This window comes from Pseudomonas sp. PSB11 (genome assembly GCF_014596605.1).
Classification (GTDB): Bacteria; Pseudomonadota; Gammaproteobacteria; order Pseudomonadales; family Pseudomonadaceae; genus Aquipseudomonas; species Aquipseudomonas umsongensis.
Window position 1 is genome coordinate 22,157 of record NZ_NOIO01000035.1, and the last position, 12,285, is coordinate 34,441.

Consider the following 12,285-nt stretch of genomic DNA (forward strand, 5'->3'; position numbering starts at 1 on the left):
GACCTTCGAGCGCGCAGTCAAGGCTGCGCGCTCGTCAACTCACCCTACGGGGTTGCTCACCTCAGGTCGAAGCGGTCCAGGTTCATCACCTTGGTCCAGGCCGCCACGAAGTCCTTCACAAACTTTTCCTCGCCGTTGCTGGCATAGAACTCCGACAGCGCGCGCAATTGCGAGTTGGAGCCGAAGACCAGGTCGACTCGCGTCCCCGTCCACTTTTTCTGGCCGGTCTTGCGATCGCTCGCTTCAAACTCTTCCTGGGCGTCCGACACCGGTTTCCACTCCACGCCCATGTCCAGCAGGTTGGTGAAGAAGTCGGTGGTCAGTGCCTCGGGCCGCGTGGTGAAGACGCCGTGGGAAGTCTGTCCGACGTTGGTGTTGAGCACGCGCATGCCGCCAATCAACACGGTCATTTCCGGCGCGGTGAGGGTCAGCAACTGTGCCTTGTCGATCAACAGCGATTCTGCCGATACGCGGTATCGACCCTTGAGGTAGTTGCGGAAGCCATCGGCAATCGGTTCGAGAAAACCGAAGGATTCGACATCGGTCTGTTCCTGGGAAGCGTCCGTGCGCCCCGGCGAGAAAGGCACCGTGATCGTGTGCCCGGCATTTTTAGCGGCCTGTTCAACGCCTGCACAACCGGCGAGCACGATCAGGTCCGCCAGGGAGATCTTCTTGCCACCGGCGTTGAATTCCTGCTGGATGCTTTCCAGTTTCGACAGTACCCCCGCCAATTGCTCGGGTTGGTTGGCCTGCCAGAATTTCTGTGGGGCCAGGCGCAAGCGCCCGCCGTTGGCACCGCCGCGCTTGTCCGAACCGCGGAAGCTGGATGCCGCGGCCCAGGCCGTCGAGACCAGTTGCGAGACCGACAGGCCCGAGGCCAGCAGTTTGCTTTTCAGGGCCGCGATGTCGCTGTCGTTGACCAGCGGATGATCGACTGCAGGTATCGGGTCCTGCCACAGCAGTTCTTCATTGGGCATTTCCGGGCCAAGGTAGCGCGAGAGCGGGCCCATGTCGCGGTGCAGCAGCTTGTACCAGGCACGGGCGAACGCGTCGGCCAGTTGATCGGGGTTCTGCAGAAAACGCCGTGCAATCGGTTCATAGATCGGGTCGAAGCGTAGCGCCAGGTCCGTGGTCAGCATGGTCGGGTTGCGACGCTTGGTTGGATCGTGCGCGTCAGGAATGATCCCGGCGCCAGCACCGTTTTTCGGCGTCCACTGATGGGCGCCTGCCGGGCTCTTGGTCAATTCCCATTCGAAACCGAATACGTTCTCCAGGAAGTTATTGCTCCATTTCGTCGGCGTGGTGGTCCAGGTCACTTCCAGGCCACTGGTGATGGTGTCGGGGCCTTTGCCGGTGCCAAAGCTGTTCTTCCAGCCCAGCCCTTGCATTTCGAGGCCAGCGGCTTCGGGTTCGGCACCGACATTGTCGGCAGGGCCAGCGCCGTGGGTCTTGCCGAAGGCGTGGCCGCCGGCAATCAGCGCCACGGTTTCCTCGTCATTCATGGCCATGCGGCCGAAGGTTTCACGAATGTCCTTGCCGGCCGCCACCGGGTCAGGATTGCCTTCCGGGCCTTCCGGGTTTACGTAGATCAGGCCCATTTGCACGGCCGCCAGCGGGTTCTCCAGATTGCGTCCTTGCTCGGTACGGCTCTCCTCATTTTCCCCGGGCTCAGCGACAAGTGGGCCTTCGCCGGGCTCCTGCATGGCTTTTTGCGCCTTGTCGTAGCGTACGTCGCCCCCCAGCCATTTGTTTTCCGAGCCCCAGTAGACGTCCTCGTCCGGTTCCCAGACGTCAGGCCGGCCGCCGGAAAAGCCAAAGGTCTTGAAGCCCATGGTTTCGAGCGCGACGTTACCGGTCAGGACGATCAGGTCGGCCCAGGAAATGTTGTTGCCGTACTTTTGCTTGATCGGCCAGAGCAGGCGGCGGGCCTTGTCCAGGCTGACGTTGTCGGGCCAACTGTTGAGCGGCGCAAAGCGCTGCTGGCCAGAGCCGGCGCCGCCTCGGCCATCGCCGGTACGGTAGGTGCCCGCGGCGTGCCAGGACATGCGCACGAACAGCGGTCCGTAGTGTCCGAAGTCCGCAGGCCACCAGTCTTGAGAGTCTGTCATCAAGGCGCTCAGGTCACGCTTGAGCGCGGCAAAATCCAGGGCCTTGAACGCCTCGGCGTAGTTAAAACCCTCGTCCGCAGGGGAGGACAGGGACGAGTGCTGGTGCAGGATATTCAGATTCAGCTGGTTCGGCCACCAATCGCGGTTCGTGGTGCCACCACCAGCGGCATGATTGAACGGGCATTTCGTTTCAGTTCCCATCTGTGAGCTACCTTTGGTCGTGTTCATTCAGCCATCGTTGCCTTCAGGGCACGATGGCGGTGAGTGAAATCAATGACTCAGGCTGTTGGCCCAGCAAGTCGATCAACTGATCATCGTGGCCAAATGGGCATCTCCGGCACTGGCAAGCGAATTGCCAACGGGATGACCCACGGTATGCCTAGTCGGTTTCTGACTCCCGCTTTATCTTCTTATCAGGTCTCGACCGGCCAGACGGCACCGGCGTTAGATAAGGCTAGACCGCCCTTGGGCAGACGGCTAATAGCTGGAGTATTTGTAGCCGATAGGCGGAATCTTTCAAGGCGTCTTCGATTGCTGTCGGGCACCGCTCAGTTCCTTCCCACAACGCGGCTGAAATCGTGCCCTCTAGGGCGGCGTCGGCTTGATAGCTATTTGCCACATCAGCCGACCACTGGCATGGCGAACAGCACCATCCTGTGCCTTACTCGGGAATCGGTCCGGGGAGGGCAGTGGATGCGACATAGAGGCGCACAATTCTGGCTTTGGCTCGATAAACGCCTGCCCGTCAAAAGCTACGAAGACGTACTGGGTGACGGCAGGCAAATCGAGGTCCAGGCGCGCATTACCCCGCAGGGCATCACCCAGGTATTCATCGGGATCTACGCCGCCAATGGTTCATCGATTTGCGAAGAATTTCATGACCGCAGCCTGCGCGAGCCGTTTGCGCTGGCGCTGCAGTGGGGTGGTCAGCGGGCCAGGGCGATTCTCCTGGAGACCCAGCCGTTCATCGCGCCCCATCGAGCACAATTGACCTTGAGCACGGTCATCACTGACGAAACGGTATTGGCCTTGCGTCGTCTGGAGATGAGCAAGTACGAGCGCTTGAAAATCATGGCCGACGATGCCCAGGCCGAATACACGGCGGCACTGTCGGCCATGCTGGAGCTGATGCGTTCACCCAAAGTCGATCCCCAAGTGTGGGACGAACACAGTGAACGGTTGCGCCAGGCCATTGATCGACGGGTCTGCGTACAACGCAGTTATCTGTCTTGATTGACTATTTACGTCTGGGCAGTGTCCAGTTCGGTCGTATGAAGTGGCAGGTGTAACCGTTGGGGTAATGCTCGAGGTAATCCTGATGCTCGGGCTCCGCTTCCCAGAATGGGCCGGCGGGCGCTATTTCCGTGACTACCTTGCCGGGCCAGAGGCCGGAGGCGTCAACGTCGGCCACGGTGTCTTCGGCGATGCGTTTCTGCTCGTCATCCAGGTAAAAGAGTGCCGAACGATAGCTCGTCCCCAAGTCATTGCCCTGGCGGTTTCTGGTGCTCGGGTCATGGATCTGGAAGAAAAACTCGAGGATCTGGCGATAGCTGATCTGCTCCGGGTCGAAGACGATTTCGATCGCTTCGGCGTGGGTGCCATGGTTGCGATAGGTGGCATTGAGTACATCGCCCCCCGAGTAACCGACCCGCGTGGAAATAACCCCCGGGTAGCGTCGAAACAGGTCCTGCATGCCCCAGAAGCAGCCACCAGCGAGGATGGCGGTTTCAGTGTTCGTCGTCATCAGTACGCACCTCCCATCAAAGAGCGGCCTCCATGGCGGAGGCCGTCAGACCCTCAATGCATCTTGCTGTGATCCATATTGCCATGATCCATCGTATTCAGTGCCTTTGCTGGCGCGTTCACCTGGATCGTTTCTTTCTCGCCCTTGGCGTTTTCCACGGTCAGGGTCAGGGGCACGCTGTCGCCTTCCTTGATCTGGCCCGTCAGGTCCATGAGCATGACGTGGTAGCCATGGGGATCGAAGCTCACCGCCTTGCCGGCCGGCAATGCCACGGACTCGACCTGCTGCATGCTCATTACATCGTCCTTCATGCTCGACTGGTGAATCTGCACGGTCTTCGCCACGGGCGACTGCACGCTGAGCAGCTTGCTGTCGCTGTCGGCCTGCAAGGTCATGAAGGCGCCGCTCGAAGGCTGGCCGGCCACCGTCGCCCTGACCCAGGCATCATTGACCCGGGTTTGCGCGGACACCTGCCACGCCATGCCGATCAGGGCCATTCCCAGTACAAGTTGCTTGATACGTGGTGCGCAAAACGAAGTCATCAGCAAACCTCCATGACGGTGAGCAGGTCTTCTGCGCACTCTTGAGCGGTAAGGGACGCGGACAGGCCGAGGCGCAAATTGCCACGGGAGTCGAACACGAAGCTGGTCGCGGTATGGGACAGGGTGTAGGTATCACCGCTTGGGACTTTTTCGAAGAATACGCCGAACTCCTTGGCGGTGGCGGCGGTTTCTTCCAGGGTGCCATACAGCGCCTCGAAACTCGGGTCGAAGGCCTTTACGTATTTGTCGAGCAACTCGGGTGTATCGCGCTCAGGGTCCAGGGTGATGAAGATCACTTGCAGGCGCTCGCCATCGCGGCCCATCAGTTTTTTCGCCTGGGCGGCGCGGGCCAGCGTGGTCGGGCAGACCGCCGGGCATTGGGTGAAGCCGAAGAAGATCATCGGCATCATGCCCTGGTAGCTGCCGAGCATCCGGGTTTCGCCCTCGGTGTCCTTGAGCTTGAAGGAGCGGCCCATGATCTTGTCGCTCAGGTCCTTGCCGTACTTGAACGACAGCTTGCTGCTGTCATCGCAGCCGGCAAGCAGGCCGAGGCTCAACAGGCTCATGCCTTGCAGGACTGTGCGGCGGGAATACAACGTACTCATGGAAAAAAGCTTCCTGTGTGCAACAGAGAAAACACAGTGCCTGACGGATCAGGCGAAAAAAAGCGCAGGGATGTTAACAAACTGTTGCCCGTTGGCGCTCAATCGATGGCCAGCCGGTCATGCGCCAAAAGGTCGCGGGGGCTTGGATACATGAACATACAAATGGCCTGGGAGCGGACATATTGCAGATACATGAGTGGGTTTGAATCGGGCTGTCCAAATCTTTTTGAGAGCAGTGCCATGTTCCGAAAACTGCAGCAAGCCGCCGGTTTCCTTAGCCAGAGCGCGCGTTTGATGGTGGGCGTTCCCGATTACGATAACTATGTCGCGCAAATGGCGATCAATCATCCGGGCGAGCCGGTGATGAGCTATGAGGCGTTTTTTCGTGAGCGTCAGGACGCGCGTTTTGGGCGTGGGAAATGTAATACGCGGTGTTGCTGACGCTTTACTGTGGGAGCTGGCTCGCCGGCGATGGCGGCCTTATAGCCGACCAATCGCTCGCGGATGTACCCGATCTACTGTAGGAGCCGGCTTGCTGGCGATGTCGGCATGACAGCCGACGATTTTCTAGCGGCTGTACGCGATCTACTGTGGGAGCGAGCCTGCTCGCGAAGGCGGCCTGACAGCCGACCTATTGTTTGTTGACGGAGTACATATCCATTCCTGCGGTAACGGCGGCTTATGGTTTCGCTCTTACAGCGAGTCACTTGGAAGAGCCCCAAGTAACCAAGGGCTCTTGCCCCTGGCGTTCGGTGCCTCGCTAGGGCTCGGCATGCCCTCGCTCCGGTCCTGCTCCGTGGGTCGCCGCGATGGGCCATCCATGGCCCAGCGCGGCTAAACCGGCATCCTTGCCGGTTTACCCACTGCGCAGAACCTCCACTCGGCCTCTCGATGGGGCAAGAAAATCAAAAGCCAAATCAAAAGCAACAGCCAAAGCGAGGCGGCCTGACAGCCGACCTGATGGCAGGTCTGTCCGCATTCCCCTGTGGGAGCGAGTCTGCTCGCGATGAACGTCCAGACATCGCGTTCATTCAGACAGGGCGCGTTATCGTTGACGTCCATCGCGAGCAGGCTCGCTCCCACAGGGGATCAGGTACAGTCGTAAAAGTCAGGTCGGCTGTCAGGCCGCCTCGCTTTGCTTTTGATCGCGAGCGCCCCGTTAAACCACGATGGCCGAACGCAGGCATTGCGCAGTGGGGAAACCGGCAAGGACGCCGGTTTAGCCGCGCAGGGCCATGGATGGCCCAGCGCGGCGACCCTTGTAGGAGCGAGCATGCTCCGGGCGGCGTTCCGACGAAAAACCTGAGAGCGCCACGGGGAGTCAGGTTTCCCGCGTCATCGTTGACCCCCATCGCGAGCATGCTCGCTCCTACATAAGGGCGAAACCATAAGCCGCCGTTACCGCAGCAATGGATATGTACTCCAACAACATCGCCCACAGGCTTCGACGCATCATGGATCAACGTTGGTAGAAGCGCCGATGGCAATCGTCACAGGTTGACGGACAGGCTCATGGCGTGAGGGGGTAAGAAAATCAAAAGCCAAAGAAACGACGAGGCGGCCGCTGGGCACCTGACACCCCTCGGCGCTCTCAGGTTCATCGCGAGCATGCTCGCTCCTACAGGTTTTGCGCACTTTTAAAGCGCGGTGACCGAAAGCGTGCACCAGTGCGAAGCGGGTTGCCGATGCATTTTTCTCTGCAAAATTTACCAATGGCAGCACCATTCATTTCACCACAAACCCGCCAATCTGGCGGCCAGCAAGGACTAAACACTCACGTCTGCACCACCATGATGTCTTCTTGCGTTCGGCTGGCACAAACCCTGCATTAACCCCATCAAGCCCCTCTGAAAAAGATGGGCAGCCCTCTCGGTCAACGACGATCGACTGGCCGCACAGGTCGTGGGCAACATCGGTGGATCAGGCATGGCCGTCTGGTTTTCAACACCGCAAAAGAACAGGCAAAGACGCCTGGAACCGCAAGGTTTCAGGCGTTTTTTTTTGCTTTTTTTCACCGTGATGGGCTTAGGGCAGGTGTCGTTTATGAATTCCAATGTAGCCACTTTGAACAAACAGCAAACGCTGGTCGTAATCGGCAATGGCATGGTCGGGCATCATTGTGTCGAGCAGTTGATCGAACGTGGCGCCCTTGACCGCTATCGGTTGCACGTCTTCAGCGAAGAGCCAATGCGTGCCTACGACCGCGTGCATCTGTCCGAGTACTTTTCCGGTCGCGACGCCGAGTCGCTGGCACTCAGTGACGCGGCGCTGTACGAGACGCCCGGCGTCACGTTGCACCTGGGCGTGCCGGTGCTGGAAATCGACCGTGCCCGGCGCCAGGTGTTCACTGCTCAAGGTTGCGTGGCCTACGACAAGCTGGTCCTGGCCACCGGCTCCTATCCGTTCGTGCCGCCGATCGAAGGCGCCGAAGGCGATTCGCGCCTGGTCTATCGCACCCTGGAAGACCTCGATGCCATTCGAGCCGCGGCGGCCAATGCCCGGCGCGGTGTGGTGGTCGGCGGTGGCTTGCTGGGCCTTGAAGCCGCCAACGCCCTGAAAAGCCTGGGGCTCGAAGCGCACGTGGTCGAATTCGCCCCGCGCCTGATGCCGGTGCAACTGGATGATCTGGGTGGCCTGGCGCTCAAGGCGCAGATCGAGCGCCTTGGCGTTGGCGTGCACCTGTCCCGGGCCACGCAATCGATCAGCGCCGGCGAGCAGTACCGCTACCGGATGAATTTTGCCAACGACGAATTCCTCGAAACCGACCTGGTCGTGTTCTCCGCCGGGATCCGTGCCCAGGATGCCCTGGCCCGCCATTGCGCGCTGGAGATCGGCCCCCGCGGTGGCGTCGTGATCGACGACACCTGCCTGAGCTGTGACCCGAACATCTACGCCATCGGTGAATGCGCGTCCTGGAACGGCAGCCTGTTCGGCCTGGTCGCGCCGGGTTACCAGATGGCCCGCAGTGTCGCCGCGCGCCTGTGTGACGATGCCGCCGAGCCGTTCCAGGGTGCCGACATGTCGACCAAGCTCAAGCTGCTGGGCGTCGACGTTGGCTCCATCGGCGACGCCCACGCCAATACGCCTGGCGCGCGCAGCTATCAGTTCATCGACGAAACCACGGCCAGCTATCGCCGCCTGGTGGTGGATGCCAGCGGCAAACACGTGCTCGGTGCAGTGCTGATCGGCGACAACAGCTATTACGACACGCTGCTGCAATACATGCAGAACGCAATCGCCTTGCCGGCCGAACCCGCCGCGTTGATCCTGCCGTCGTCCGAAGGCGCGCCGACCCTCGGCCCTGGCGCCTTGCCGGAAACAGCCACTGTCTGCTCGTGCCACAACGTGACCAAGGGCGCCATCTGCTCGGCCATCGATGGTGGTTGCACCGACCTCGGCCTGCTCAAGTCGCAGACCAAGGCCTGCACCGGCTGCGGCGGTTGCGCTGGGTTGCTCAAGCAAGTGTTCGAACATGAGCTGATTGCCCGTGGGGTCAGCGTCGACAAGAGCCTGTGCGAACACTTCGCCTACACCCGCCAGGAGCTGTATGCGCTGGTACGGGTAGAAGGGGTGATCAGCTTCGAAGAATTGCTGGCCAAGCATGGCCGTGGCCACACCGGTTGCGACGTGTGCAAGCCGGCGGTGGGCTCGATCCTGGCGTCGTGCTGGAACCAGCCGATCATGGACCCGTCGCTGGTGCCGCTGCAGGACACCAACGACACCTTCATGGCCAACATGCAGAAGAACGGCACCTATTCGGTGGTGCCGCGCATTCCCGGTGGCGAGATCACCGCCGACAAGCTGATTGCCATAGGCGTCGTAGCGAAGAAATACGACCTCTACACCAAGATCACTGGCGGCCAGCGCATCGACCTGTTCGGCGCCCAGTTGCACCAGTTGCCGGACATCTGGGGCGAACTGATTGAAGCGGGCTTCGAAACCGGCCACGCCTACGGCAAGTCGACCCGCACGGTGAAATCCTGTGTCGGCAGCACCTGGTGCCGCTATGGCGTGCAGGATAGCGTGCAAATGGCCCTGACCATTGAGGATCGCTACAAGGGCCTGCGTTCGCCGCACAAGCTCAAGTTCGCGGTGTCCGGTTGCACCCGTGAATGCGCCGAGGCGCAAAGCAAGGACGTCGGCGTGATCGCCACCGAGAAGGGGTGGAACCTCTACATCGCCGGTAACGGCGGCATGCGCCCGCGCCATGCCGAGCTGTTCGCCACCGACCTCGATGACGCGACCCTGATCCGCTACATCGACCGCTTCCTGATGTTCTACATCCGTACCGCCGACAAGCTGCAGCGCACCTCGGTCTGGCGCGAAAGCCTGGAAGGCGGCCTGGATTACCTCAAGGACGTGATCATCCACGACAGCCTGGGCCTGGGCGCCGAGCTCGAGTCGCAGATGCAACTGGTTGTCAATCGCTACGAATGCGAGTGGGCCAATGCCCTCAAGGACCCGGAAAAGCTCAAGCGCTTCCGGACCTTCGTCAACGATAAACGCCCGGATCCGGACATCCACTTTGTCCAGGAGCGCGGCCAGCGCCGGCCGATCATGGCGGCTGAACTCAACCTGATCCCTGTTACCGAGGAGAGTGTCTGATGAATCCGTCCAATACCCTACGCGTTGAAGCCCCTGCGTCTGTCGTCTGGCAATCGGTGTGCAGCCAGCAGGACCTGGTCAATGACTCAGGTGTGGTGGTGTGGCTGGACGGTGCCCAGGTGGCGCTGTTCTACCTGCCGGGCATGGAAGGCAAACAACTCTATGCCATCGACAACCACGACCCCCAATCGGGGGCCAATGTCATCGGCCGCGGACTGGTCGGCAGCATCAAGGGCGACCTGGTCGTTGCCTCGCCGATCTACAAGCAGCATTTTCGTCTTGAGGACGGCAGTTGCCTGGAGTACCCGCAACAGCGCTTGCGGGTCTGGCCGGTGCGGTTGAACGAGGGGTTGGTGGAAGTCGCAGTGGCCTGACGTTGCAGGCCATTTACATCAGGAGACGAACATGAAGACAGCCGCACAGTTGCTCAAGCTCAAGGTCGTGGAGAACCAGCAGGTGCACAGCATCGCACCCGACGCCATGGTGTTGGAGGCCGTGCAGAAAATGGCCGAAAAAAACGTGGGCGCATTGCCGGTGATCGAAAAGGGCCAGGTCGTCGGAGTGATCAGCGAGCGCGACTATGCGCGCAAGGTGGTGCTGCTGGGGCGTTCGTCAGTGGGCACGCCGGTCCGGGCGATCATGAGCTCGCCGGTGGTCACGGCCGACAGCCAACAGAGCATCGAGCATTGCATGGCGGTCATGACTGACAGCCATTTGCGGCATCTGCCGGTGGTGGAAAACGGCGAGCTGATCGGTTTGCTGTCGATTGGCGATCTGGTCAAGCAAGCCATTGTCGAACAGGCCGACTTGATTCGACAGTTTGAGCATTACATTCGCGGGCACTGAAAACAGCCTCGAAATCAGCGCAGCACGAAAGGGGACGGATCGGCGGGTAGACGCCCATTCGTCCCCTTTTCCCGGGATCACCCCCACATCAGAACTGTTATGAGTGATCGGAGCGACCGGGTTTATATATCTCGTCGGTCATCGTACAACCTAGCATGAGTCAAAGGAAAAAAGCGAACTTGCGGCGAGGGTTCCTCTCGAAGTTAAAAGTCCCTATGGATCTTGAATTCACGGGTGTCGAGGAACTCACATGATGCAGCCCAGGGAACATCCGCGATACGAATTGACGCTGTTGATTCTGTTCATGCTGATTGTCATTGCGCTGGGCTATTCCCCACGTAGCCGGGTGGATTGGGCGCTGGAAAACATGCTTGCGCTGCTGCTGGTGGGGGCATTGGTGGTGTTCTATCGCCAGTTTCGCCTGTCGGCGGCCTCCCTTACGCTGGTATTCGTGTTCTTGTGCATTCACGAACTGGGCGCGCATTACACCTATTCCCTGGTGCCCTACGATCGTTGGTGTTCAGCCCTGACCGGCATCAGCTTCGACAAGAGCCTTGGCCTGCACCGTAATCACTACGACCGGCTGGTTCATTTGAGCTACGGGCTGTTGATGGCATGGCCCATCCGCGAAGTGCTGTTGCAGCTGACACCGTTGCGCGGGCGCTGGCTGTTCTTCATGGCCCTGAACATCATTTTGTCGACCTCGGCCGTCTACGAACTGGTGGAATGGATTGGCGGGGCTTACTTGGGTGACGACACGGCAAAAGCCTTTGTCGGCGCGCAAAACGACCCCTGGGATTCTCAAAAGGACATGGCGCTCGCCGTCGCTGGCGCATGGGTGAGTTTGCTGTTGGTTTCACTGCGACATACGGCAGAAAAAGCCGCTTTACCTACCGCATGTCGTAAAAACAGAAATCAGTGGGGATAGCCTTCAATTCGCGCAGCGACCCGTCGATAACCTCTTGAGACGCCATTCGCGATGGCCGTTTGGACCATCGACATACGTGCCAGAAAGAGGAACCACAGAGTGTCCATAAAACTGCGTTTGCTGCTGCTGATAGGGACGGGGTTGCTCACCGCGTTGATCATGGGCCTGGTCGGTTACCTGGGGACTGCCCGGATGGCGGATGCGGTGCAGGAAAACGAGGTTGGCATGACCGTGCTGCGCAACCACATGGAAGCCGACATGATGCACGACGCGCTACGTGCCGACGTGTTGTCCGCGATGTTGGTCGGGCTGGGTAAAAGTACCAGCAGCAAGGCCGAAGTACGCACGTCCATCGAAGAGCACGCGGCACACTTTCGCGAAGTGCTCGGCGACAACCTGAACCTGGCGGTCAACGCCACCCTCAAAGACGCGTTGAACAAGATCAAGCCCAGCCTCGACACCTACATCGCCGCGGCCGAGCGCATTGTTGGCATGGCCCTGGAAAACCCCGAGGCCGCGCAAAAAGAACTCGGCTCCTTCAACAGCGTGTTCAGCCAACTGGAAGACCAGATGGCCGCCGTCAGCGAGCTGATCGAAAGCAACACCCAAAAGACCAGTGCCGGGACCCGTCAAGCGCTCGGCAGCGCCAACCTGGCCCTCGGCACCGTGCTTTTCGCCAGCCTGTTGTTGCTGCTCGTCCAGGGACGCTGGGTGATCCTGAGCATCATGAACCCCTTGCAAACGGCCAGCCGCATCGCCGAACGCATCGCCCATGGCAACCTGAGCGAGACGATTGCAGTACCCGAGCGCAAGGACGAAGCCAGCACCCTGATCCGCAGCCTGGCGACCATGCAGCGTGATCTGCGCGCCATGATCGAGGTGGTGCGCAGCAATGCCCATGGCGTCA

General features: G+C 60.2%; 11 protein-coding genes and 1 pseudogene. 7 read left to right on the plus strand and 5 right to left on the minus strand.

Going from position 1 to position 12,285, the window contains the following annotated elements; translation table 11 throughout:
* Positions 1-56: 56 nt before the first annotated feature.
* Positions 57-2,309 carry a catalase/peroxidase HPI gene (gene katG / locus CGA21_RS27120; RefSeq protein ID WP_110750601.1) on the minus strand — a complete coding sequence of 751 codons (2,253 nt, stop codon included), beginning with the start codon at positions 2,307-2,309 and terminating at the stop codon, positions 57-59.
* 492 nt (positions 2,310-2,801) lie between these two features.
* On the opposite strand from katG, the gene CGA21_RS27125 reads away from it, so the two are divergent.
* Entirely contained in the window at positions 2,802-3,341 is a 540-nt protein-coding gene (locus tag CGA21_RS27125; RefSeq protein ID WP_188265448.1) for a hypothetical protein, read from the plus strand.
* 4 nt (positions 3,342-3,345) lie between these two features.
* Here CGA21_RS27125 and msrA read toward each other — a convergent pair whose 3' ends face one another.
* From msrA to CGA21_RS27140, 3 genes are read right to left on the minus strand one after another with little or no spacing between them, the layout of a single operon-like run.
* A complete protein-coding gene (gene msrA, locus CGA21_RS27130; protein WP_110750597.1) occupies positions 3,346-3,852 on the minus strand; it encodes a peptide-methionine (S)-S-oxide reductase MsrA in 507 nt (168 codons plus the stop codon).
* 53 nt (positions 3,853-3,905) lie between these two features.
* Positions 3,906-4,394, minus strand: coding sequence for a copper chaperone PCu(A)C (locus tag CGA21_RS27135; RefSeq protein WP_110750596.1), 489 nt, complete (start codon positions 4,392-4,394; stop codon positions 3,906-3,908).
* Positions 4,394-4,999: an SCO family protein gene (locus CGA21_RS27140; protein WP_020800942.1), complete on the minus strand. Its 606-nt coding sequence runs from the start codon at positions 4,997-4,999 to the stop codon at positions 4,394-4,396. The genes CGA21_RS27135 and CGA21_RS27140 overlap by 1 nt, the downstream gene beginning before the upstream one ends.
* Before the next feature lie 240 nt (positions 5,000-5,239).
* Here CGA21_RS27140 and CGA21_RS27145 point away from each other — a divergent pair, with 240 nt between their 5' ends.
* On the plus strand, positions 5,240-5,440 hold the full coding sequence (locus CGA21_RS27145; RefSeq protein WP_110750864.1) for a YbdD/YjiX family protein: 201 nt from the start codon (positions 5,240-5,242) through the stop codon (positions 5,438-5,440).
* A gap of 1,011 nt (positions 5,441-6,451) precedes the next feature.
* On the opposite strand, the gene CGA21_RS27150 is transcribed toward CGA21_RS27145, so the two are convergent.
* Positions 6,452-6,724, minus strand: a complete 273-nt coding sequence (locus tag CGA21_RS27150) for a hypothetical protein (protein WP_188265449.1) — start codon at positions 6,722-6,724, stop codon at positions 6,452-6,454.
* Positions 6,725-7,042: 318 nt separating this feature from the next.
* Here CGA21_RS27150 and nirB point away from each other — a divergent pair, with 318 nt between their 5' ends.
* The 5 genes and pseudogenes from nirB to CGA21_RS30525 form a co-directional block, all read left to right on the plus strand.
* Complete coding sequence (nirB, locus tag CGA21_RS27155; protein WP_188265450.1) at positions 7,043-9,604, plus strand: nitrite reductase large subunit NirB; 2,562 nt, start codon at positions 7,043-7,045, stop codon at positions 9,602-9,604.
* Positions 9,604-9,978 carry a nitrite reductase small subunit NirD gene (nirD, locus tag CGA21_RS27160; RefSeq protein ID WP_179056270.1) on the plus strand — a complete coding sequence of 125 codons (375 nt, stop codon included), beginning with the start codon at positions 9,604-9,606 and terminating at the stop codon, positions 9,976-9,978. The genes nirB and nirD overlap by 1 nt, the downstream gene beginning before the upstream one ends.
* Before the next feature lie 31 nt (positions 9,979-10,009).
* Entirely contained in the window at positions 10,010-10,450 is a 441-nt protein-coding gene (locus CGA21_RS27165) for a CBS domain-containing protein (RefSeq protein ID WP_083349299.1), read from the plus strand.
* A gap of 253 nt (positions 10,451-10,703) precedes the next feature.
* The gene (locus CGA21_RS27170) at positions 10,704-11,378 is read left to right on the plus strand and encodes a DUF2238 domain-containing protein (protein WP_110750862.1); all 675 of its coding nucleotides are present in this window, start codon (positions 10,704-10,706) and stop codon (positions 11,376-11,378) included.
* Positions 11,379-11,429: 51 nt separating this feature from the next.
* A pseudogene (locus CGA21_RS30525) lies at positions 11,430-12,233 on the plus strand (MCP four helix bundle domain-containing protein); the annotation flags it as partial.
* Positions 12,234-12,285 lie beyond the last annotated feature (52 nt).

Excerpts from the sequence above, each read along its gene's own strand:
- CGA21_RS27170 (WP_110750862.1), top strand. The coding sequence starts at position 10,704 with ATGCAGCCCAGGGAACATCCGCGATACGAATTGACGCTGTTGATTCTG.
- msrA (WP_110750597.1), bottom strand. The coding sequence starts at position 3,852 with ATGACGACGAACACTGAAACCGCCATCCTCGCTGGTGGCTGCTTCTGG.
- katG (WP_110750601.1), bottom strand. The coding sequence starts at position 2,309 with ATGGGAACTGAAACGAAATGCCCGTTCAATCATGCCGCTGGTGGTGGC.
- CGA21_RS27125 (WP_188265448.1), top strand. The coding sequence starts at position 2,802 with ATGCGACATAGAGGCGCACAATTCTGGCTTTGGCTCGATAAACGCCTG.
- CGA21_RS27150 (WP_188265449.1), bottom strand. The coding sequence starts at position 6,724 with ATGGTGCTGCCATTGGTAAATTTTGCAGAGAAAAATGCATCGGCAACC.
- CGA21_RS27145 (WP_110750864.1), top strand. The coding sequence starts at position 5,240 with ATGTTCCGAAAACTGCAGCAAGCCGCCGGTTTCCTTAGCCAGAGCGCG.
- CGA21_RS27135 (WP_110750596.1), bottom strand. The coding sequence starts at position 4,394 with ATGACTTCGTTTTGCGCACCACGTATCAAGCAACTTGTACTGGGAATG.
- nirD (WP_179056270.1), top strand. The coding sequence starts at position 9,604 with ATGAATCCGTCCAATACCCTACGCGTTGAAGCCCCTGCGTCTGTCGTC.
- nirB (WP_188265450.1), top strand. The coding sequence starts at position 7,043 with ATGAATTCCAATGTAGCCACTTTGAACAAACAGCAAACGCTGGTCGTA.
- CGA21_RS27140 (WP_020800942.1), bottom strand. The coding sequence starts at position 4,999 with ATGAGTACGTTGTATTCCCGCCGCACAGTCCTGCAAGGCATGAGCCTG.
- CGA21_RS27165 (WP_083349299.1), top strand. The coding sequence starts at position 10,010 with ATGAAGACAGCCGCACAGTTGCTCAAGCTCAAGGTCGTGGAGAACCAG.